This is a genomic window from Aureimonas sp. ME7 (genome assembly GCF_903970965.1).
GTDB lineage: Bacteria > Pseudomonadota > Alphaproteobacteria > Rhizobiales > Rhizobiaceae > Aureimonas.
Window position 1 is genome coordinate 173,592 of record NZ_CAJCKW010000001.1, and the last position, 20,106, is coordinate 193,697.

General features: G+C 68.9%; 19 protein-coding genes and 1 pseudogene. 11 read left to right on the top strand and 9 right to left on the bottom strand.

Translation table 11 applies throughout. The annotated features are described in order from the left end of the window. Window position 1: 1 nt before the first annotated feature. The 8 genes from H7A85_RS00865 to H7A85_RS00900 all read right to left on the bottom strand — a co-directional run bounded on the left by H7A85_RS00865 (window position 2) and on the right by H7A85_RS00900 (window position 6,805). Window positions 2-907, bottom strand: a complete 906-nt coding sequence (locus H7A85_RS00865; protein WP_182083995.1) for a branched-chain amino acid ABC transporter permease — start codon at window positions 905-907, stop codon at window positions 2-4. 2 nt (window positions 908-909) lie between these two features. Next, window positions 910-1,644 (bottom strand): ABC transporter ATP-binding protein, encoded by a 735-nt coding sequence (locus H7A85_RS00870; RefSeq protein WP_182083996.1) that lies wholly within the window; start codon window positions 1,642-1,644, stop codon window positions 910-912. Continuing rightward, a complete protein-coding gene (locus H7A85_RS00875; RefSeq protein WP_182083997.1) occupies window positions 1,641-2,393 on the bottom strand; it encodes an ABC transporter ATP-binding protein in 753 nt (250 codons plus the stop codon). The genes H7A85_RS00870 and H7A85_RS00875 overlap by 4 nt, the downstream gene beginning before the upstream one ends. A gap of 195 nt (window positions 2,394-2,588) precedes the next feature. Further along, entirely contained in the window at window positions 2,589-3,560 is a 972-nt protein-coding gene (locus H7A85_RS00880) for a biotin-dependent carboxyltransferase family protein (protein ID WP_182083998.1), read from the bottom strand. Then, entirely contained in the window at window positions 3,550-4,425 is an 876-nt protein-coding gene (locus H7A85_RS00885; protein WP_182083999.1) for a carboxyltransferase domain-containing protein, read from the bottom strand. The genes H7A85_RS00880 and H7A85_RS00885 overlap by 11 nt, the downstream gene beginning before the upstream one ends. A gap of 10 nt (window positions 4,426-4,435) precedes the next feature. After that, window positions 4,436-5,803 (bottom strand): acetyl-CoA carboxylase biotin carboxylase subunit, encoded by a 1,368-nt coding sequence (locus H7A85_RS00890; RefSeq protein ID WP_244630899.1) that lies wholly within the window; start codon window positions 5,801-5,803, stop codon window positions 4,436-4,438. Then, complete coding sequence (locus tag H7A85_RS00895; protein WP_182084001.1) at window positions 5,800-6,033, bottom strand: acetyl-CoA carboxylase; 234 nt, start codon at window positions 6,031-6,033, stop codon at window positions 5,800-5,802. The genes H7A85_RS00890 and H7A85_RS00895 overlap by 4 nt, the downstream gene beginning before the upstream one ends. Before the next feature lie 46 nt (window positions 6,034-6,079). Next, on the bottom strand, window positions 6,080-6,805 hold the full coding sequence (locus H7A85_RS00900) for a LamB/YcsF family protein (RefSeq protein WP_182084002.1): 726 nt from the start codon (window positions 6,803-6,805) through the stop codon (window positions 6,080-6,082). Window positions 6,806-6,937: 132 nt separating this feature from the next. Here H7A85_RS00900 and H7A85_RS00905 point away from each other — a divergent pair, with 132 nt between their 5' ends. The 4 genes from H7A85_RS00905 (at window position 6,938) to H7A85_RS00920 (ending at window position 10,629) form a co-directional block, all read left to right on the top strand. Beyond that, window positions 6,938-7,849, top strand: a complete 912-nt coding sequence (locus H7A85_RS00905) for a LysR family transcriptional regulator (RefSeq protein WP_182084003.1) — start codon at window positions 6,938-6,940, stop codon at window positions 7,847-7,849. A 92-nt stretch (window positions 7,850-7,941) separates the two neighbouring features. After that, window positions 7,942-8,910 (top strand): magnesium/cobalt transporter CorA, encoded by a 969-nt coding sequence (gene corA / locus H7A85_RS00910; protein ID WP_182084004.1) that lies wholly within the window; start codon window positions 7,942-7,944, stop codon window positions 8,908-8,910. A gap of 245 nt (window positions 8,911-9,155) precedes the next feature. After that, on the top strand, window positions 9,156-9,626 hold the full coding sequence (locus H7A85_RS00915) for a 6,7-dimethyl-8-ribityllumazine synthase (protein WP_182084005.1): 471 nt from the start codon (window positions 9,156-9,158) through the stop codon (window positions 9,624-9,626). 103 nt (window positions 9,627-9,729) lie between these two features. After that, window positions 9,730-10,629: a dihydrodipicolinate synthase family protein gene (locus tag H7A85_RS00920; protein ID WP_182084006.1), complete on the top strand. Its 900-nt coding sequence runs from the start codon at window positions 9,730-9,732 to the stop codon at window positions 10,627-10,629. A gap of 10 nt (window positions 10,630-10,639) precedes the next feature. On the opposite strand, the gene H7A85_RS00925 is transcribed toward H7A85_RS00920, so the two are convergent. Beyond that, entirely contained in the window at window positions 10,640-11,479 is an 840-nt protein-coding gene (locus H7A85_RS00925) for a bifunctional allantoicase/(S)-ureidoglycine aminohydrolase (protein ID WP_182084007.1), read from the bottom strand. A gap of 225 nt (window positions 11,480-11,704) precedes the next feature. On the opposite strand from H7A85_RS00925, the gene H7A85_RS00930 reads away from it, so the two are divergent. The 7 genes and pseudogenes from H7A85_RS00930 (at window position 11,705) to H7A85_RS00960 (ending at window position 19,980) form a co-directional block, all read left to right on the top strand. Continuing rightward, window positions 11,705-12,622: a LysR family transcriptional regulator gene (locus tag H7A85_RS00930; RefSeq protein ID WP_182084008.1), complete on the top strand. Its 918-nt coding sequence runs from the start codon at window positions 11,705-11,707 to the stop codon at window positions 12,620-12,622. Between the two features lie 132 nt (window positions 12,623-12,754). Then, window positions 12,755-14,422: an OFA family MFS transporter gene (locus tag H7A85_RS00935; RefSeq protein ID WP_182084009.1), complete on the top strand. Its 1,668-nt coding sequence runs from the start codon at window positions 12,755-12,757 to the stop codon at window positions 14,420-14,422. Between the two features lie 71 nt (window positions 14,423-14,493). Next, window positions 14,494-14,979 carry a formate dehydrogenase subunit gamma gene (locus H7A85_RS00940; RefSeq protein ID WP_182084010.1) on the top strand — a complete coding sequence of 162 codons (486 nt, stop codon included), beginning with the start codon at window positions 14,494-14,496 and terminating at the stop codon, window positions 14,977-14,979. After that, complete coding sequence (locus H7A85_RS00945; RefSeq protein WP_182084011.1) at window positions 14,976-16,565, top strand: NADH-quinone oxidoreductase subunit NuoF; 1,590 nt, start codon at window positions 14,976-14,978, stop codon at window positions 16,563-16,565. The genes H7A85_RS00940 and H7A85_RS00945 overlap by 4 nt, the downstream gene beginning before the upstream one ends. 28 nt (window positions 16,566-16,593) lie before the next feature. Then, window positions 16,594-16,824 (top strand): annotated as a pseudogene (locus tag H7A85_RS00950) (DUF4287 domain-containing protein); the annotation flags it as partial. Further along, on the top strand, window positions 16,808-19,681 hold the full coding sequence (gene fdhF / locus H7A85_RS00955; protein ID WP_182084013.1) for a formate dehydrogenase subunit alpha: 2,874 nt from the start codon (window positions 16,808-16,810) through the stop codon (window positions 19,679-19,681). The pseudogene H7A85_RS00950 and the gene fdhF, both read left to right, overlap by 17 nt. Continuing rightward, complete coding sequence (locus H7A85_RS00960) at window positions 19,678-19,980, top strand: formate dehydrogenase subunit delta (RefSeq protein WP_182084014.1); 303 nt, start codon at window positions 19,678-19,680, stop codon at window positions 19,978-19,980. The genes fdhF and H7A85_RS00960 overlap by 4 nt, the downstream gene beginning before the upstream one ends. The last annotated feature ends 126 nt before the right edge of the window (window positions 19,981-20,106 follow it).

The following is a 20,106-nucleotide window of genomic DNA, read 5'->3' on the forward strand; positions in this document are numbered from 1 at the left end:
ATCAGACCCTTTCCTTGGTGCCGCGCGCGGCGACGAGCCCCTGCGGGCGGAACAGGAGCACGAGGATCACGGCGGCGTAGACGAAGGCATCGCGGAAGGCGCGCGCGTCGAGCGGCAGCGCGACCTGCATGACGACGGAAGCGGCGCCGAGCAGGAAGCCCGCCAGCACCGCGCCGGCCAGACTCCCGAGGCCGCCGATCACGGTGGCGATGAAGGCCATCAGCATGAGCGAGGCGCCCATCTGGATGTCGACGGTGCCGGTCTGCGCGCCGAAGATCAGGCCGATCGCGCCGGCCAGCGCGCCGGACAGGGCGAAGGCGCCCATGATGACGCGGTTGGCCCTCACACCCAGCATCCGCGCCATGGAGAAGTTCTCGGCCGCCGCGCGCATTTCCAGCCCGAAGCGGGTGCGCCGCAGGAACAGGGTCAGCCCGGCGAGGATGGCGAGCGTCGCCAGGATCGTGATCAGCTGCAGGAGCGGCAGGCGCGCGCCGAGAATCTCGACCGGCTGCGACAGGCCCGGCAGAAGCGAGATCGACTTCGGCCGGCTCGTGAAGAGCATCAGGAGGAAGTAGCGGATCACGAAGCCGAGCGCGAAGGAGGCGATCATCATCGTGGCGGGGCTGGCGTGCCGGAAGCGCCGGAACACGACGATCTCGCAGACGACCGAGAGTCCGGCGCCCACCAGAAGCACGAAGGGCACAAGGAGATACGGGGGCATCTGCCCGGCGAAGACGATCGCCATCGCATCGGTCGAGGGCCAGAGAAGGGCGAAGATCGAGAAGGCGATCACGTCGCCATGGGCGAAGTTGACGAGGCGCATGACGCCGAAGATCAGCGCGATGCCGAGGGCGCCGAGCGCGTAGAGGGAGCCGAGCGAGAGCGCGTCGAAGACGACCTGCAGCATGATCAGTGATCCTCGTAGCCGAAATAGGCGGCCTGGATGGCCTCGCCCTGGCCGAGCTCGCGCGCGTCGCCGTCGAGAAGGATGCGCCCGCCGCGCATGAGCAGCATGCGCCCGCCCACCATGGCGGCGCGGGTGGAGCTTTGCTCGACCACGAGGAGCGTCAGGCCGCGCTGGCGCTGGAGGCCGAGAAGCCGCTCGTAGACCTGGTCGGTGATGTTGGGGGCGAGCCCCAGCGAGGGCTCGTCGATGGCGACGAGCTTCGGCCCCGTCATCAGCGCGCGGCCGATCACGAGCATCTGCTGCTGCCCGCCCGACAGGAGGCCGGCCTGGGAGTGCCGGCGCTCCTTCAGGATCGGGAACGTGTCGTAGACGGCTTCCAGTTCGGCCGCGCTCCTCGCCTTGGCGCCCGGCTCGCGGGTCCGCATGCCGGTGCCCACCAGAAGGTTCTCCTCGATGGTCAGCGAGCCGAAGACCTCGCGCCCTTCCGGCACCATCGAGAAGCCGAGGCGGGCGATGGCTTCGGGCGTGCGACCGGTAATGGGATAGCCGTCGAAGTCGACGGTGCCGCCGGCCACGGGAGTGACGCCGGCGATGGCGCGTAGGAGCGACGACTTGCCCGCCCCGTTCGGGCCGGTGATGAAGAGGGTTTCGCCGTCCCGCATGGAAAAGGACACGTCGCGCACGGCGGTCAGCCGGCCGTAGCGCACCTCGACGCCGGAAAGGTTGAGAACGCTCATACCAGAGCCTCCACGCTGGGGGCGGGTGCGTCGGCGGCCGTGCCCATGTAGGCGTGGCGGACCTTTTCGCTCGCGCGGATGGCGGCGGGCGTGCCTTTCTCGATCACGGCGCCCGAATCGAGGACCACGATGTCTTCGCAAAGGCCGAGCACCAGCCCGACATTGTGCTCGATCAGAAGGACGCCGCAGCCGAGATCTCCCGCGATGCGCCGGATCAGCGCGGAAAGGTCCGCCGCCTCCGGTCCGCTCATGCCGGCCGCCGGCTCGTCGAGAAGGACGAAGGCCGGGCGGCCCATCAGGGCGCGCCCGATCGCGACCCGCCGCTCGTCGGTATAGGGAAGCGTTCCGGCGATGCGGGACTTGAGGTCCGCGATGCCCATCCAATCCAGCATCGCCTCGGCCTCGGCCACCGCCTGCCTGCGCGACAGGCCGAGCCCGACGCCGGTCACCTCGAGATTGTCGATCACGGTGAGATCGCGGAACAGCCGCCCGCCCTGGAAGGTGCGCGCGATGCCGCGTCGGCGCACCTGAAAGGGCTTGAGGCCGGCAAGGCTCGCGCCGTCGAGCTCGACCGTGCCGCCCGTCGGCGCCTGGAAGCCGGTGAGGACGTTGACCAGCGTCGTCTTGCCGGCGCCGTTCGGCCCGATCAGGCCGGTGATGCGCCCGGGCACGATCGGCAGGTCGACCGCCGACAGCGCCTTCAACCCGGCAAAGGCGACGGACACGGAATCCGCCTTCAAGCTTCGCATGCGCCATTCCTTTCCTGTCTCGATGGAAGGGCGCGACGGCCCGCCGGATGGCCGGGACGTCGGCAACTCTTGGGAAGCCCCTCCGATCCGGCCCAAGCGGGGCCGGTTCCTGCGGACGGCCGGCCGCGGAGCCGGACGTTTATCGTGGAGCTCCCCGCGCCGGCCCCCACCGGCGCGCCTTGTTCGAGCGGGCGCTCAGCCCGCGACGTGGTCCCTGGCGCGGGCGAGCGCCTCCTTCGCGTCGGATCTGGCGGCGAGCGCCTCCTCCAAGGTCACGGGCTGGAAGCGCGTCGGCGTGTGAGGCTGGAGCTGGGCGATGAGGTCCATGTCGGCCGAGATCACGACGCCCAGCATCATGTAGCCGCCGCCCGACACCGCATCGCGGTGGAGCACGATCGGCTCCGTGCCGCTCGGCACCTGGACCGAGCCGTAGGGATAGCAGGCGTCGACGATGTTGGACGGGTCGGAGCCGGCGCCGAAGGGCTGCTCGCGGGCGACGAACTCCAGCGGCGCGCCGCCCCGGAAGCGGTAGCCGATGCGATCGGCCTCGGGGGCGACCTTCCAGGTGTCGTCGAAGAAGCGCCGGCCGGCGGCCTCGGTCACGCGGTGCCAGTAGATGCCGGGCAGCATGCGCAGCTCGGCCGGGTTGGCGGGCGCGCGGCGCAGGTTCGGCGGCAGGCTGCGCCCGGTCGCCATCCGCCCCTCGCCGATGGGCAGGACGTCGCCCGCCTTCAGGGCGCGGCCCTCGAAGCCCCCGAGCGCCCCGAGGACGTAGGTGGTGCGCGAGCCGAGCACGACCGGCACGTCGATGCCGCCGGAGATGGCGATATAGGCGCGCGCGCCGCTCTTCAGGTAGCCGAAGGAGAGGCGGTCGCCGGCTTTTACGGGGAAGCTTTCCCAGGTCGGGCGCTCCTCGCCGTTGACCTTGGGCGGCAGCTCGCCCCCGGTCACGGCGACGGCGGCGTCCGCCGTGAATTCGAGCTCGGGGCCCATGAAGGTGGCTTCGAGAAGCGCGGCTTCCGCCTCGTTGCCGACGAGGAGATTGGCGATCGCGGTGGCGAAGCGGTCCATGCCGCCGCCTTCGGGAATGCCGAGATGGTAGTAGCCGGGACGGCCGAGATCCTGGACCGTGGTCGCCAGACCCGGAGAGATGACGTTAACGGCCATCGAGAAGCTCCATCAGCTTGGCGTTGGTACCCGCGATGTCGCGGTTGAACTCGGCGAGGTTGAAGGTGCAGGGGCTGATCGTCGGCGCGAAGGTGTTGGCCTCGATCGCTTCCAGCGTCGCGTCGTAGGCGTCGCGGTCGATCGCCTTGAACTTGACGATGTCGCCCGGCTTGAACAGGCACATCTCGTCGCGGAGGTAGTTCACCTGACGCGTCGGATCGTAGATCGGGGCGGGCGTCACGCCGTACATCTGGTAGCCGCCGGCCCCGCGCACCGAGTAGATCGCGGCGAAGCAGCCGCCGTGGCCGATGGTGAGCTTGGGCGTGTCGGTGCGCGGGCGCAGATACTTCGGCGCCTCGATCTGCCGCTGCCGCTCCACCATCTGGTAGAGCCAGGGGAGCCCGGCGACGAAGCCCACCATCGAAACGAACCAGGGCTGGCCGGAATAGGCCTCTATGAACTCCTCGACGCTCCCGTAGCCGTTGATGCGGGCGGAGTATTCGAGATCGGTCGAGGACGGGTCCTGATGGCGCTCGCGAAAGCGCTGGCCGGTTTCGTGGGTCCACGGGTCCTGGAAGTAGACCGGCAGCTCGATGATGCGGGTGTTCAGCGTCTCGTCCGACTTCGCGGCCGCCGCCTCGAAGGATTTCAGCTCCCGCAGGAGGTCCCGGGGTGAGATCCTGTCGGGGTCGAAGCGGATCTGGAAACTGGCGTTCGCCGGGCAGATCTCCGTGACGCCGGGAATGGCGGCGTCGCGGACGGCCTTGGTCATCGACAGACCGGTGAAGAAGGAGGCGAGCGACATCTCCTCGGAGACTTCCCCGAAGATGTGTTCGTCGCCGCCGAAGCTGAAGCGTATCGACATCGATCCTCCGTCAGGCGCCAAGCGCCGCCGCGTTGTCGGTGAGCCAGCCTTCCAGCCAGCGGGTGTGGACGTCTCCGGCCCGCACGGCCGGGTCGGCCGCGAGCGCGAGAAAGAGCGGTTTCGTGGTCTTCAGGCCGCCGATGCGCGTCTCGCTCAAAGCTCGCACCAGGCGTTCGATCGCCGCCTCGCGTGTTTCGGCGTGGACGATCAGCTTGGCGAGCAGCGAGTCGTAGAAGGGCGGCACCGTGTAGCCGGGATAAAGCATCGAATCGAAGCGCACGCCGGGTCCGCCGGGAATGCGCAGGTCCTCGACCGTGCCGGGGAACGGCGCGAAATCGCGAGAGGGGTCCTCGGCGTTGAGGCGCACCTCGATCGCGTGGCCCTTCACCGCGACATCTTCCTGCCGGATGCGCAAGGGCTCGCCGCCCGCGATCCGCAGCATCTCGGCCACGAGGTCGATGCCTGTGATCGCTTCCGTGACCGGATGCTCGACCTGGATGCGGGTGTTCATCTCGATGAAGTAGAAGCGGTCGGCGCCCTCGTCGTAGAGATATTCGACCGTTCCCGCGCCCGAATAGCCGACGGCCTTGGCGAGCGCCACGGCCGAGGCGCAGAGCTCCTCGCGAAGGGCGGGCGAGAGCGCGCGCGAGGGCGCTTCCTCCCAGACCTTCTGCCGACGGCGCTGCAGCGAGCATTCGCGCTCGAAGCAGTGGATGGCGTTTCGCCCGTCGGCCAGGACCTGCACCTCGATATGGCGCGCGCGCCCGATCACCTTTTCCATGTAGAGGCCGCCGTCGCCGAAGGCGGCGAGCGCCTCGGCCTCGGCCTGGGGAAAGAGCTGGTCGAACTCGGCCTGGCTCCCCGCGATGCGGATGCCGCGCCCACCGCCGCCCGCCGCGGCCTTGATCATCACCGGGAACCCGGTCTCGGCCAGCACCTCGCGCGCCGCCTCGATGCCCGCGACGCGGCCCCGGGAGCCGGGCACCACGGGAACACCGGCTTTCGCCGCCGCTTCGCGCGCCGAGACCTTGTCGCCCATCAGGCGGATCGCGTCGCCCGAGGGGCCGACGAAGACGAGGCCGGCGGCCTTCACGGCATCGGAGAACTCGGCGTTCTCGGCAAGGAACCCGTAGCCGGGATGGACGGCGTCGCAGCCCGTATCGGCAGCCGCCTTCAAGAGCGCGTCGATGGAGAGATAGGACTTGCGCGGCGCCGGCGGGCCGATCGCGACGGCCTCGTCGGCGAGCTGGACATGGAGGGCGTTCTCGTCGGCCGCCGAGTAGACGGCCACCGTCGCGATGCCGAGATCGCGGGCCGCCCGGATCACCCGCACGGCGATCTCGCCCCGGTTGGCGACCAGAAGCTTGGCGAGCATCAGCCGAGATCCGCGAGCGGGGCGCCCGCCATCACCGGCTCCTCGTTGTCGGCGAGAAAGCGGATGTTGTCGCCCGCCACCTCGGAGCGCACCTCGTGGAAGGACTTCATCACCTCGACGAGGCCGATCACGTCGCCGACGGCGACCGCCGCGCCGTCGGCCTTGAAGGGCGGCTGGTCGGGGGCGGAGGAGCGGTAGAACGTGCCCGGAAGCGGCGACAGGATCTGGACCATGGGGAAACTCCGGCAGGCGGGGTGGGGGTTGAAGGGTCAGGCGGCCTCAAGCGCGCCAGGGCGCGATCGCCTCGCGCACGGCCCTTGCGATGTCGAGGGCGTTGGGCGTGTCGGAATGGATGCAGATCGTCTCGCATCGCACGGGAAAGAAGGAGCCGTCCGTGGCCGTGCCCTCGCCCTTGGAAAGCGCGTGGATGCAGCGCCCGGCCATCTCGGCGGGGTCCTTGGCCTCGTGCTCGCGCGTCACGATCAGCGCGCCGCCCGGCTGGTAGTCGAGGTCGGCGTAGAACTCGGCGACGAAGGGAATGCCGCGCGCCTGGTAGACCGTCTCGTGCATCGTGCCCGTCATGCCGAAGAGCGGCACGTCGAAGATCTCGGCCGCGTCGCAGATGGCGTGGGCGATCTCCTCCTGGCGCGCGGCCATGCCGTAGAGGCTGCCATGCGGCTTGATGTGGTGGAGGGGAACCCCTTCCGCCTGGAGGAAGCCGCGCAGCGCGCCGACCTGGTAGATCACCATGTTGGAGACCTCCTCGCGGCTCATCTTCATCTCGCGCCGGCCGAAACCCTGGAGGTCGGGAAGGGACGGATGAGCCCCGACCCCGACACCGGCTTCGCCGGCGCGGCGCACCGTGCGCCGCATGTGGTCCGGGTCGGAAGCATGGAAACCGCAGGCGACGTTGGCGACGTCGATGAGCGGCAGCATGCCCTCGTCGTCGCCCATCCGGTAGAGGCCGAAACCCTCGCCCATGTCGCAGTTCAAGGTGACGCCCATCGGTTCCGAGCCTTCCCATCTGCCAAATTTTTAGCGTTGCAAATTTTTTGCGCAAACGGTTTGAATTGTGAAATAGTAGTTTTGGTTCTTTGATATCGAAAAAATCGATATCCTTTGCGAAGGACGCCCGGCGTGGCCATCACCTTGCGGCAGCTCGACTATTTCATCGCCACCGCCGACAGCGGCCAGGTCAGCCACGCCGCGGTGGACCTCAACATCTCGCAGTCGGCCGTCACCGCCGCGATCAAGGCGCTGGAAGCCGAGCTCGGCGTCAAGCTCTTCGACCGCACCCATTCCGGGGTGCGCCTGACGCTGGAGGGCGGCCGCTTCCTGGAGCGGGCGCGCATCATCACCGGGGCCGTCGCAGCCGCGCTCCAAACCCCCTTGCGCGAGCGCCAGGGGCATTCGGGAACGCTTCGGCTCGGCATGAGCTACACGGTGGTCGGCTATTTCATGTCGCGCTACTACGCCCGGTTCCGCAAGCTCTACCCGCAGATCGAGGTCCGGGTCGTCGAGCTGGCGCGCGAGGCGCTGGAAGCGGGCGTCGTGGACGGCGAGATCGACATGGCCGTCATGCTGGTGTCCAACCTCGAGCGCGGGGAGGAGATCGAGCACGAGATGCTGATGCGCTCGCGCCGCCGCCTTTGGCTGAGCGTCGACCACCACCTGCTGGCCAAGCCCGAGATCAGCCTGGAGGACGTCGCCGCCGAGGACTACGTGATGCTGACCGTTGACGAGGCGCGCACCACCGCCGCGCGCTACTGGGACGCCGCCGCGCTCCAGCCCCGTCCGGTTCTGGCCACGAGTTCGGTGGAAGCCGTCCGTTCGCTGGTGGCGGCGGGCGTGGGCGTCACCGTCCTGTCGGACATGGTGTATAGACCCTGGTCGCTGGAAGGGCAGCGCATCGAGGTGCGCACGCTGGTGGATCCGATCCCCAGCATGGATGTCGGCCTCGCCTGGGCCCGGCATCGACCGATCGTTCCGCCCGCCGCCGTGTTTAGGGCCTTCATGTCGGTCACCATGGGCGGGGGCGGGGGCGGCTGACGGGAAGGCCGGCCCGACAGGCCCGGGCAAGGCATGGGGCGGCTTTGTCGGCCCGCATGCCTCCGTATGGAGCTTCCCGGGGAGGAAATCCGATGTCCGTGATCGCGTCCTATCTCTACCGCGACGGGGTGCGCGTCCGCCCCGTGTCGATCGACGAGCGGATCGACTTTCCCGACGACCGCTCGCAGTTCGTCTGGATCGGCCTGTCCAGCGCCTGCGCCGCCGATCTGGAAAAGCTCCAGGCGCTCTACGGCCTCCATCCGCTCGCCGTGGAGGATGCCTTGAGCGACCGGCAACTGCCCAAGGTCGACATCCACGGCGACCAGCTCTTCGTGATCGCCCGGACCGCCCGCCTCGACGAGGCGACGATTCACTACGGCCAGACCGCGATCTTCGTCGGGCACAGCCACATCATCACCGTGCGGCTCGGCTCGGAGCGCGCGCACCAGCCGCTGCGCGCCGAGCTCGAAACCAACCCCCAGCTCCTGCGCCAGGGCGTTGACTACGTCCTTCACGCGGTTCTCGATTTCATCGTCGACGGCTACCTGCCGATCGTGCGCGCCATCGAGGACGAGGTGGTACGAATGGAGGAGCACATCCTCGATTCCTTCCTGGAGCGGCGCGAACTCGCCCGCATCCTGACGCTGCGCCACGAGCTGATCCGCTTCCAGCGCATCCTGGCGCCGATGGAGGACGTGGCGCGCAAGCTCGCCCGCTCCGAGTTGCCTTGCATCGACCCGGAGGCGCGGCCCTACTTCTCCGACGTCCTCGACCACGTGCGCCGCGTCGAGACGATGGTGGAGGGCCTGCGCGAGGTCCTGGTCTCGGTGGTGGAGTTCTCCAGCCTGATCGAGCAGCAGCGCCAGGGCGCCATCACCCGGCAGCTGGCCGCCTGGGCGGCGATCCTTGCCGTTCCCACCGCCATCGCGGGCATCTACGGCATGAACTTCGAGGTCATGCCCGAGCTCAAATGGCGCTACGGCTACCTCGCCGTATGGATCGCGATCGTTTCGGCCTGCACGATCCTTTATTCGCGCTTTCGCAAGTCGGGCTGGCTTTGACGAAAGAGAGGGCTGCGCGTGAGTTCCGACCGCCCCCTGGAAATTCGTTCCACCCGAGCGGGACCCGTGCGGCAGAGCGATCCGCAAATCGCGGTGGGAACGCCAAACTTCGCGCCTCTTGCATCGGGCGTCCAAGTCTATAGTCGTTCCATGAAACGATGCCGATATTCCATGCGGCAGGTCGGTCGCGAACCCGAAATGACCCGAACTTCGCTGCCGGCCCACCGAATGCCTTCGAGGACGCCATGACCGCACCCCGCTTCGCCTTCGTCAAAGCCAACTGGCATGCCGACATCGTGTCGCGCGCGCTGGAGGGTTTTCGCGAGATCGTGCCGGAGGCGCAGATCGACGTCGTCGACGTGCCCGGCGCCTTCGAACTGCCGCTCGTGGCGCGCGAGCTCGCCCGCACGGGGCGCTACGAGGCGGTGGTGGCCGCCGCCCTCGTCGTGGACGGGGGCATCTATCGCCACGACTTCGTGGCCCAGAGCGTGGTGGACGGCCTGATGCGGGCGGGGCTGGATACCGGCGTGCCGGTCCTGTCGGTGTCGCTGACGCCGCACCACTACCAGGAAACCGAGCACCACAACGCGATCTTCGCCGCCCATTTCGTGGAAAAAGGCCGCGAAGCCGGCCGGGCGGCGCTCGCAATCGTCGAGGTCCACCGCCGGCTGAAGCACGAGGCGCCGGGCTCGGCTCCCTTGCGCGCGGTCGGCTGACACGCCAGCCGCTGTCTCGAGGGTCGGCCCTTCGACGCTCCGGGCGTCTTGCAGGGCACGCATGCCTGTGATCTCCCTTCTCGGCCATGAGGGGAGGGGTTCGATGACCGGCGAGCGACTGTTTCGAGGCGTTTCCGCCTTTCCGATCACGCCCGCCGACGCCGGGGGGCGGGTCGATACCGCGCTTCTCGGCCGCCTTCTGGAGCGGCTTTGCGAGGCGGGCGTCGATTCGATCGGCCTTCTCGGCTCCACGGGAACCTATGTCTATCTGACCCGCGAGGAGCGACGGCGCGCGGTGGCCGCCGCCGTCGAATGCGTGGGCCGGCGCGTGCCCTTGATCGTCGGGGTCGGCGCGCTGCGCACCGATCATGCCGAGGCACTGGCGCGCGACGCGCGCGATGCGGGCGCCGACGCCCTTCTGATGGCGCCGGTGTCCTATACGCCGCTGACGCAGGACGAGGCGTTCGAGCACTACCGTGCGGTGGCCGGGGCGACGGAGCTGCCGCTCTGCGTCTACAACAATCCCGCCACCACGCATTTCCAGTTCGGCCCGGAGCTTCTTCAGCGGCTCGCCGCCATCGACACGATCCGGGCGGTGAAGATGCCGCTGCCGGCGAACGGCGACTATGTGGGGGAGCTTGCCGCCCTGCGCGAGCGAACGGGGCTTGCCGTCGGCTACAGCGGCGATTGGGGCACGGCAGACGCGCTTCTGGCGGGGGCGGACGCCTTCTACAGCGTTCTCGCCGGCCTTCTGCCAGGGCCCGTCCTGCGGCTGGCACGCGCCGCGGCGAAGGGCGAAGCCGCCGAGGCGCGGCGCCTCGATGCGACGCTCGGCCCCTTGTGGGACACGTTCCGAGCCCACGGGAGCCTTCGCGTGATGTATGCGCTCGTTTCCATTCTGGAGATCGGCGAGGCCGCGCCGCCCCTGCCTATCCGGCCCCTGGACGGGGACGCCCGCGATGCGGTCGCGCGGGCGGTGGAGCCGCTTCTCGCCGGGTCCTGAAAGGGCGACCCTAGCCGCGCCCGGCGCCCCGCAAGGCCATGTGCCGGTTGACGTCCTTGTAGAGGAGATATCGGAAGGGACCGGGGCCGCCGGCATAGCAGGCCTGCGGGCAGAAGGCGCGCAGCCACATGTAGTCGCCAGCCTCGACCTCCACCCAGTCGCCGTTGAGATGGTAGACCGCCTTGCCCTCCAGGACGTAGAGCCCGTGCTCCATGACGTGGGTTTCGGCGAAGGGGATGCTGCCGCCCGGCTGGAAGGTAACGATCGTCACGTGCATGTCGTGGCGAAGATCGGCCGGATCGACGAAGCGCGTCGTCGCCCAGGCGCCGTTGGTGCCCGGCATCGGCGTCGGCGCGATGTCGGCTTCGTCGAGGAAGAGCGGCTCCGGCTTGTCCAGCCCCGGCACGGGTTCGTAAGCCTTGCGGATCCAGTGGAAGCGGGCGGGCGAGGGGGAGTCGTTGCGCAAGGTCCAGTTCGATCCGGCGGGCAGGTAGGCGTAGCCGCCGGGCTTCAGCGTATGGGCGGCGCCATCCACGCGCACCGTCGGCTCGCCCTCCACCACGAACAGGACGCCCTCGGCCTCGGCGTCGGATTCCGGCCGGTCCGATCCGCCGCCCGGCTGCACCTCCATGATGTATTGCGAGAAGGTCTCGGCAAAACCCGAAAGCGGCCGCGACAGGACCCAAAGGCGCGTTCCTTCCCAGTGCGGCAGGAAGCTCGTCACGATGTCGCTCATCGTCCCCTTGGGAATCACCGCGTAAGCCGTGGTGAAGACGGCGCGGTCGGTGAGGAGCTGGGTCTGCGGCGGCAGGCCGCCGGTCGGAGCGTAGTAGGAGCGCTTGGGAGGCATCGGGCGGGATCTTTCGGAAGGCGGTTGGCGGGTTTTTAGCGGTTCCAGCCTAGAGGCTGTCACGCCGCTTGGACAGGCGTTCCGCCCTATGCTCGGGGATCGGCGGCGGCCTTCAGCGCCTGTCGGCCCCGCCATTGCCCGCTTGGCCCGCGCCCGCTAACCTTCCGGCCTTGCCCGGCATTCGCTTCGAAGGGGCTGCCTCGTCCCCCCGAACGGAGCCATTCCATGCAGATCCGGCATCTCCAGTATTTCGTGACGCTCGCGCGCATCGGCCATTTCCGACGCGCGGCGGCGAGCTGCGGCGTGTCGCAGCCGACCCTGTCGGCGGGAATCGCATCGCTCGAAACCGCGCTCGGCGTCGAACTCGTGCGGCGCGACCGGCGCTTCGTCGGGCTGACGACGGAGGGCGAGGCGGCGCTCCCCTGGGCGCAGCAGATGCTGCACGACTGCGACGGCATGCTGCGCGCGGCCGGGCGCCCAGGCTTCGGGCTGACCGGGCGGCTCCGGCTCGGGGTGATCCCGGCCGCCATGCCCGCCGCCGGCGCCATCCCGCCGGTTCTGGCTGCCGAGCATCCCGATCTCCAGCCGGTGATCCTGTCGATGACCTCGCGCGAGATCGAGCGCGCGCTCCAGGCGCACGACATCGACGGCGGCGTCACCTATCTCGACAACGAGCCCCTGTCGGGCGTCATCAGCTGGACCTTCTACGAGGAGCGCTACCTGTTCGCGACGCCCGCCGACGGGGCGTTCCGAGGGCGAACCTCCGTATCCTGGGCGGAGGCGGCGAGCGCGCCGCTCTGCCTTCTGACGCGCGACATGCAGAACCGGCGCATCCTCGACGCGCAGATGAGCCGGGTGGGCGTCGACGCCGGCCCGCGCGCCACCGCCAATTCCTACACCGCGCTTCTGTCCATGGTGCGCATGGGCGAACTCTCCTCCATCCTGCCCCACCCCCATGCCCGGATGGCAGACCGCGACCCGGCGATCCTGATTCTGCCCTTCGACGATCCCTCGCCCCCGCAGGCGGTCGGGCTCGTGGTGCTGGACCGTCACCCGATGTCCTCGCTGACGCGTGCGATCCTCGCCTGCGTGCGCTCGGCGGAGTTTCGCAAGCGCATCGAGCCGCTGCGCGGTGAGGGCTGAAACTCCTCCTGATAGGATCGCTCTATCGTCGATCGAGTTTTGAACGTTTGACTCGTTCTAAGTTTGCGTCGAATTTGGGGAGATAAAGAGGCACGGCCGAATTGCCGAAGCCTTGGGATTCCGGGAGGTTGGATGAGTTCCGCAGCCGATGTCGCGCGCCCCGCAGGCGTGGGTTTTCTCGATCGTGAAAACACCGTGGCCAAGGCCGGGTTCAACCGCTGGCTGATCCCGCCCTGTGCGCTCGCCATCCACCTGTGCATCGGCATGGCCTATGGCTTCTCCGTGTTCTGGCTGCCCTTGTCGCGCGCCATCGGAATCTCGCAGCCCGTCGCCTGCGAGGGTATGACTCTCGCGACCGCCCTGTTCACGACGACGTGCGACTGGCGCGTGTCGGACCTCCTGTGGATGTACACCCTGTTCTTCGTTGTGCTCGGCACCGCCGCCGCCATCTGGGGCGGCTGGCTGGAGCGGGCCGGCCCGCGCAAGGCCGGCCTCGTTGCCGCCCTGTGCTGGTGCGGCGGCATGGTGATCTCGGCGATCGGCATCTACACCCACCAGCTCTGGCTGATGTGGCTGGGTTCTGGCGTCATCGGGGGCATCGGCCTCGGCCTTGGCTACATCTCGCCCGTCTCCACCCTCATCAAGTGGTTCCCGGACCGGCGCGGCATGGCGACCGGCATGGCGATCATGGGCTTTGGCGGCGGCGCGATGATCGGCTCGCCCCTCGCCGACATCCTGATGCGCCGCTTCGCGAGCGCCGACGGCGTCGGCGTGTGGCAGACCTTCCTGGTTCTGGCCGCCGGCTACTTCGTGTTCATGGTGGCGGGTGCGCTCGGCTACCGCGTACCGCCTGAGAACTGGCGCCCGGCCGGCTGGACGCCGGCGGCCGGCGGCACCAAGATGATCGCCACCGGCGACGTCCACCTCAAGGACGCGCACAAGACGCCGCAGTTCTGGCTGATCTGGGTGGTGCTCCTCGTCAACGTCACCGCCTCGATCGGCCTCATCGGCGTCGCCTCGCCGATGCTTCAGGAAATCTTCGGCGGGCGCCTGATCGGCGCGGCGGGCACCGGCTTCCTCGACTTCACGCCCGAACAGCGCACGGCGGCCGCGGCCGTCGGCGCCGGCTTCGTCGGTCTCGTGTCGCTCTTCAACATCGGCGGGCGCTTCTTCTGGGCGTCCTTCTCGGACCGGCTCGGCCGCAAGGTGCTCTACGCCACGATCCTGGCGCTCGGCCTCGTGCTCTATGCCGCCGTGGTGCCGTTCTCGGCGTCCTCCGGCAGCGTGTTCCTGTTCGTCGCCGCGTTCTGCATCATCGCTTCCATGTACGGCGGCGGCTTCGCCACGGTGCCGGCCTATCTCGCCGACGTGTTCGGCACCAAGTTCGTGGGCGCCATCCACGGCCGTCTGCTGACCGCCTGGTCGCTCGCCGGCGTCTTCGGCGGCCTGATCACCGGCACGATCCGCGACAACAACATCGCCTCGGGCGTCCCGCGCGATCAGGTCTACCAGCCGATCTTCTTCACGGTCGCCGCGCTTCTGGCGGTCGGCTTCGTCGCCAACCTCCTGGTGCGGCCCGTGGCGCAGAAGTGGCAGATGCGCGAGGCGGCCAAGGGTGCGGCTCCGGTCGGCACCGCACCGGCCACCGTGGCCGCTGCCGCGCCGGCCCCGGCCTTCGGCGACTACGGCATCGGACGCGGCGGCTTTACGGGCCCCGCGATCCTCGCCTGGGTCGTGGTCGGCCTGCCGCTTCTCTGGGGCGTCTTCATCACCCTGCAGAAGGCGGCCGCCTTGTTCTGACGAAAACCCGAGGCGGCGGGGCACCGGGAGAGGGTGCTCCGCCCCTTTCGAACATACGGGAGGAAAGAGCGATGCTCGACAGAGCCAAAGGCTCCGTGCCGTTCGACGCCGAGCGCCTGGGCGAAATCCTGGCCGCCCATGCGGGCCGCCGGGGGGCGCTCCTGCCCATCCTGCACGACATCCAGGTCGAGTTTGGCATGGTGGACGATGCGATGGTTCCGTCGATCGCCGAGGCGCTGAACCTGTCGCGTGCCGACGTCCACGGCGTTCTCACCTTCTATCACGACTTCCGCCGCGCGCCCGCCGGGCGCACGGTGGTCAAGCTTTGCTCGGCGGAAGCCTGCCAGGCGGCCGGCGGCCGGGCACTCCAGCGCGAGGCCGAGACGGTGCTGGGTGTGCCGATGAAGGCAACCAGCGGCGACGGCGCGGTGACGCTGGAGCCGGTCTATTGCCTCGGCCTCTGCTCCGTCGCGCCCGCCGCCATGGTGAACGGGCGCATCCATGGCCGCCTGACCGGCGATCGCCTGCGGACGATCCTCGGGGAGGCCGTGCGATGAGCGCCCCCATCCGCATCTTCGTTCCGGGCGACGCGGCCGCCGTGGCCGTCGGCGCCGACATGGTCGCCAGTTCCTTGCGCAACCTCGCCGCGCTCCGGGGCGTCGAGGTCGAAATCGTGCGCAACGGCTCGCGCGGCGCCCATTTCCTGGAGCCGCTGGTGGAGGTCGAGACGCCGATTGGGCGCATCGGCTACGGACCCGTGACGCCGGGCGACGTCGAGGGCCTCGTGGCCGCCGGCCTGTTCGAGGGCGGGGTGCACCCGCTTCGCATCGGCCGGCCGGAGGAGCACCCCTTCCTCGCGCGCCAGACGCGCTCGACCTTCGCCCTTTGCGGCATCGTCGATCCGCGCTCGGAAAGCGACTACCGCGCCCATGGCGGCTGGCAGGGCCTGCAAAAGGCGTTGAGCCAAAGCGCCGAGGACCGGGTGAAGACGGTCTCCGCCTCCGGCCTTCGCGGGCGCGGCGGCGCGGGCTTCCCGACCGGCATCAAGTGGGACACGGTGCGCCGGGCAGAGGCGCCCCAGAAATTCGTCGTCTGCAACGCCGACGAAGGCGATTCGGGCACCTTCGCCGACCGGATGACCATGGAAGGCGATCCGTTCCGTCTCGTCGAAGGCATGGTGATCGCCGCCGTTTCGGTCGGCGCGACCTACGGCTACATCTACATCCGCTCCGAATATCCGCATGCGATCGAGGCGATGGAGAATGCCATTCTCGCCGCGCGCCGCGCCAAATGGCTGGGCTCCGACGTCGGCGGCTCGGGTCTCGCCTTCGACATGGAGGTTCGGGTCGGAGCCGGCGCCTATGTCTGCGGCGAGGAAACCTCGCTTCTGAATTCCATCGAGGGCAAGCGCGGCATCGTGCGCGCCAAGCCGCCGCTGCCCGCGCTCCAGGGCCTGTTCGGCATGCCGACGGTGGTCAACAACGTCCTGTCGCTCGCCGCCGTCCCGGCGATCTTCGCCGATGGCCCCGAAGCCTACGAGCGGCTCGGCCTCGGGCGCTCGCGCGGCACCATGCCGGTGCAGCTCGGCGGCAACGTCCGGTACGGCGGCCTCGTCGAGGTGCCCTTCGGTATCACGCTCGGGGAACTGGTGAACGAGATCGGCGGGGGCACGGCCTCCGGGCGCCCGGTGCGCGCGGTTCAGGTCGGCGGCCCGCTCGGCGCCTACTTCCCTCCATCGCTCTTCGATACCCCCTTCGACTACGAGGAGTTCGCAAGCCGAGACGGCCTGATCGGCCATGGCGGCATCAGCGTGTTCGACGACACGGTCGACATGGCCCACATGGCGCGCTTCGCGATGGAATTCTGCGCAGCGGAAAGCTGCGGCAAGTGCACGCCCTGCCGCATCGGCGCGGTGCGCGGGGTCGAAACGGTGGACCGGATCCTTGCCAACCGCGAGGCCAAACGTCCGGTTCGGGACGAACTGACGCTGCTTGCCGACCTTTGCGACACGATGAAGTTCGGATCGCTTTGCGCGCTCGGTGGTTTCACACCCTACCCGGTGACGTCGGCAATGACGCATTTCCCGGAGGATTTCGACCTCGACGCTCGTCGCCTTCCGGCCGGGCTACAGGCCGCGGAATAAGGCGCTCGCCCGATGAGCGACGCGCCCAAGACCCAAGGGACCGGCCTCGTACTTGCCCTCGATCGAGAAAACCTACGGGCAGCCGATCGAGCACTGGAAAGCCTTGATCCGGCAACGCGCCGGCTCGCAGCATATGGAGATCGTGAACTGGCTGAAAGCCGAGCACGGTCTTGGACACGGACACAGACACGCCCTCGTCGCCCACACGCTCGCCGAAACGGCGGGTAGCCAGGAGCCGATCCATGAGCCTCGTTTCTGAAACCGACTACGGCACGCCGGCGCGCCGCGCCGAGACGCAGGTGACGCTCACCATCGACGGCGAGACGATCACGGTTCCCGCCGGCACGAGCCTGATGCGGGCCGCCGCCGAGATGGGCACCAAGATCCCGAAGCTCTGCGCGACCGACTCGCTCGAGCCCTTCGGCTCCTGCCGCATGTGCCTCGTCGAGGTGGAAGGCATGCGCGGCACGCCGGCCTCCTGCACCACGCTGGCGGCGCAAGGCATGGTGGTGCGCACCCAGACCGACCGGATCGCCAAGCTGCGGCGGGGCGTGATGGAGCTCTACATCTCCGACCACCCGCTGGACTGCCTGACCTGTTCGGCCAACGGCGACTGCGAGCTGCAGGACACGGCCGGAGAGGTCGGCCTTCGCGACGTGCGCTACGGCCAGCACGGGGAGAACCACGTCCACCGCCATGAAGCGGGCGGGCCGAACCCGCTCTTCATGGAAAAGGACCTGACGAACCCGTACTTCCAGTACGACCCGTCGAAATGCATCGTCTGCTCGCGCTGCGTGCGGGCCTGCGAGGAGGTGCAGGGCACCTTCGCGCTGACGATCGCCGGGCGCGGCTTCGACAGCCGCGTCTCGCCCAGCCAGGGCGAGGACTTCTTCTCCTCTGAATGCGTCTCCTGCGGCGCCTGCGTCCAGGCCTGCCCGACCGCGACCCTGATGGAGAAGTCGGTGGTCGCCATCGGCGTGCCGGAGCATTCCAAGGTCACGACCTGCGCCTATTGCGGCGTCGGCTGCTCGTTCAAGGCGGAGATGCGGGGCGAGGAGTTGGTGCGAATGGTGCCCTGGAAGGACGGCAAGGCGAACCACGGGCATTCCTGCGTCAAAGGCCGCTTCGCCTACGGCTACGCCAACCACCGCGAGCGCATCCTGAACCCGATGATCCGCGCCTCGACCTCCGAGCCCTGGCGCGAGGTGTCCTGGGAGGAGGCGATCGCCCACACGGCGTCCGCGTTCCGCCGCATCCAGGGCAAATACGGGCGCAACGCGGTCGGCGGCATCACCTCCTCGCGCTGCACCAACGAGGAAACGTTCCTCGTCCAGAAGCTGATCCGCGCGGGGTTCGGCAACAACAACGTCGACACCTGCGCCCGGGTCTGCCACTCGCCGACCGGCTACGGGTTGAAGACGACGCTCGGCACCTCGGCCGGCACGCAGGACTTCGATTCGGTGGAGGATGCCGACGTCATCCTGGTGATCGGCGCCAATCCGACCGATGGGCATCCGGTCTTCGCCAGCCGCATGAAGAAGCGCCTGCGCGAGGGCGCTCAGCTGATCGTCGTCGATCCGCGCCGCATCGACCTCGTCAAGACGCCCCATGTCGAGGCCGCGCACCATCTGCCGCTGCGCCCCGGCACCAACGTCGCCGTCCTCACCGCCATGGCGCACGTGATCGTCACCGAAGGACTGGTGGACGAGGACTACGTTCGCACGCGTTGCGACCTCGAAGCCTTCGGGGCCTGGGCCGAGTTCGTGTCCGACGCTTCGCGCTCGCCGGAAGCCGTGGAGCCGATGACGCGCGTGCCGGCCGACGAGCTTCGCGCGGCCGCCCGCCTTTATGCCACCGGCGGTCGTTCGGCGATCTACTACGGGCTCGGCGTCACCGAGCATTCCCAGGGCTCCACCACCGTGATGGCGATCGCCAACCTCGCGATGGCGACCGGCAATATCGGCGTGCGCGGCGCCGGCGTGAACCCGCTGCGCGGGCAGAACAACGTGCAGGGCGCCTGCGACATGGGCTCCTTCCCGCACGAATTGTCGGGCTACCGCCATGTGTCGGACGACACGGCGCGCGCCCTCTTCGAAGGCATGTGGGGCGTCCGGCTCGACGACGAGCCGGGCATGCGCATTCCCAACATGCTGGACGCCGCCGTCGCCGGCGAGTTCAAGGGCATCTACATTCAAGGGGAAGACATCCTTCAGTCCGACCCCAACACGCGCCACGTCACGGCGGGGCTCGCCGCGATGGAATGCGTCGTCGTCCAGGACCTCTTCCTGAACGAGACGGCGGTGCATGCCCATGTCTTCCTGCCGGGCTCGACGTTCCTGGAAAAGGACGGCACCTTCACCAATGCCGAGCGCCGCATCCAGCGCGTGCGCCGCGTGATGGCGCCGAAGAACGGCTACGCCGACTGGGAGGTGACGCAGCTTCTCGCCAATGCCCTCGGCCTGCCGATGAACTACGCGCACCCGTCCGAGATCATGGCCGAGATCGCCTCGCTCACCCCGACCTTTGCCGGCGTATCCTACGAGCGGCTGGAGACGGAATCCCTGCAATGGCCGGTCACCGACAAGGCGCCGGCCGGCACGCCGCTGATGCACCTCGAAGGCTTCGTGCGCGGCAAGGGCCTCTTCGTGGTGACGGAATACGTTCCGACCGACGAGAAGGTCGGCCCGCGCTTTCCGCTGCTTCTGACCACCGGCCGCATCCTGTCGCAGTACAATGTCGGCGCGCAGACGCGGCGCACCGACAACGTCCTGTGGCACGAGGAGGACCGGCTGGAGATCCACCCGCACGACGCGGAAGAGCGGGGCATCCGCGACGGCTCCTTCGTCAAGGTGGCGAGCCGGGCGGGCGACACGACGCTGCGCGCGCTTCTGACGACGCGCGTCGCGCCGGGCGTCGTCTACACGACCTTCCACCATCCGCTGACGCAGGCCAACGTCGTCACGACGGACTTCAGCGACTGGGCGACGAACTGCCCGGAATACAAGGTGACGGCGGTTCAGGTCTCGCCCTCCAACGGGCCGACCGACTGGCAGGAGCGCTATTCGAGCTTTGCCGAAACATCGCGCCGCGTGGCGCCCGCGGAGCCGGCGGAATGAGCGTGGGGGCGGAAGCCGAAAAACTCGTCACCATGGTGAACCAGGTGGCGCGCTTCTTCGAAAGCCAGGCGCACGAGCCGGGCGTCCTCGGCATCGCCGACCACGTCGCAGCCTTCTGGACGCCGCGCATGCGCGAGGCGATCTTCCGCCACGTGGACGAAGGGGGCGTGAACCTCCGGCCCCTGGCGCTGGAAGGCCTCCAATCCTTGCGCGCCCGCCCGCCCAAGGCGGCGGCCGCCAAGCTGGAAGCGGCCGGCGGCGTGTCGGTCGGCACCGAACGGGGTTCGGACGCGGGCTGAGGTCGCGAGGCGGCCGATGGGAAGCACTTCAAGGTTCGGGAACGCCCGTCCCATTGCGGTGTTTGCGGAAGGGGAACGGACCGGCCCGTTTCGAAGCCGCGTGAAGCCCGTGTCCACCCCGATCGA

Excerpts from the sequence above, each read along its gene's own strand:
- H7A85_RS00865 (WP_182083995.1), bottom strand. The coding sequence starts at position 907 with ATGCTGCAGGTCGTCTTCGACGCGCTCTCGCTCGGCTCCCTCTACGCG.
- H7A85_RS00870 (WP_182083996.1), bottom strand. The coding sequence starts at position 1,644 with ATGAGCGTTCTCAACCTTTCCGGCGTCGAGGTGCGCTACGGCCGGCTG.
- H7A85_RS00875 (WP_182083997.1), bottom strand. The coding sequence starts at position 2,393 with ATGCGAAGCTTGAAGGCGGATTCCGTGTCCGTCGCCTTTGCCGGGTTG.
- H7A85_RS00880 (WP_182083998.1), bottom strand. The coding sequence starts at position 3,560 with ATGGCCGTTAACGTCATCTCTCCGGGTCTGGCGACCACGGTCCAGGAT.
- H7A85_RS00885 (WP_182083999.1), bottom strand. The coding sequence starts at position 4,425 with ATGTCGATACGCTTCAGCTTCGGCGGCGACGAACACATCTTCGGGGAA.
- H7A85_RS00895 (WP_182084001.1), bottom strand. The coding sequence starts at position 6,033 with ATGGTCCAGATCCTGTCGCCGCTTCCGGGCACGTTCTACCGCTCCTCC.
- H7A85_RS00900 (WP_182084002.1), bottom strand. The coding sequence starts at position 6,805 with ATGGGCGTCACCTTGAACTGCGACATGGGCGAGGGTTTCGGCCTCTAC.
- corA (WP_182084004.1), top strand. The coding sequence starts at position 7,942 with ATGTCCGTGATCGCGTCCTATCTCTACCGCGACGGGGTGCGCGTCCGC.
- H7A85_RS00915 (WP_182084005.1), top strand. The coding sequence starts at position 9,156 with ATGACCGCACCCCGCTTCGCCTTCGTCAAAGCCAACTGGCATGCCGAC.
- H7A85_RS00920 (WP_182084006.1), top strand. The coding sequence starts at position 9,730 with ATGACCGGCGAGCGACTGTTTCGAGGCGTTTCCGCCTTTCCGATCACG.
- H7A85_RS00925 (WP_182084007.1), bottom strand. The coding sequence starts at position 11,479 with ATGCCTCCCAAGCGCTCCTACTACGCTCCGACCGGCGGCCTGCCGCCG.
- H7A85_RS00930 (WP_182084008.1), top strand. The coding sequence starts at position 11,705 with ATGCAGATCCGGCATCTCCAGTATTTCGTGACGCTCGCGCGCATCGGC.
- H7A85_RS00935 (WP_182084009.1), top strand. The coding sequence starts at position 12,755 with ATGAGTTCCGCAGCCGATGTCGCGCGCCCCGCAGGCGTGGGTTTTCTC.
- H7A85_RS00940 (WP_182084010.1), top strand. The coding sequence starts at position 14,494 with ATGCTCGACAGAGCCAAAGGCTCCGTGCCGTTCGACGCCGAGCGCCTG.
- H7A85_RS00945 (WP_182084011.1), top strand. The coding sequence starts at position 14,976 with ATGAGCGCCCCCATCCGCATCTTCGTTCCGGGCGACGCGGCCGCCGTG.
- fdhF (WP_182084013.1), top strand. The coding sequence starts at position 16,808 with ATGAGCCTCGTTTCTGAAACCGACTACGGCACGCCGGCGCGCCGCGCC.
- H7A85_RS00960 (WP_182084014.1), top strand. The coding sequence starts at position 19,678 with ATGAGCGTGGGGGCGGAAGCCGAAAAACTCGTCACCATGGTGAACCAG.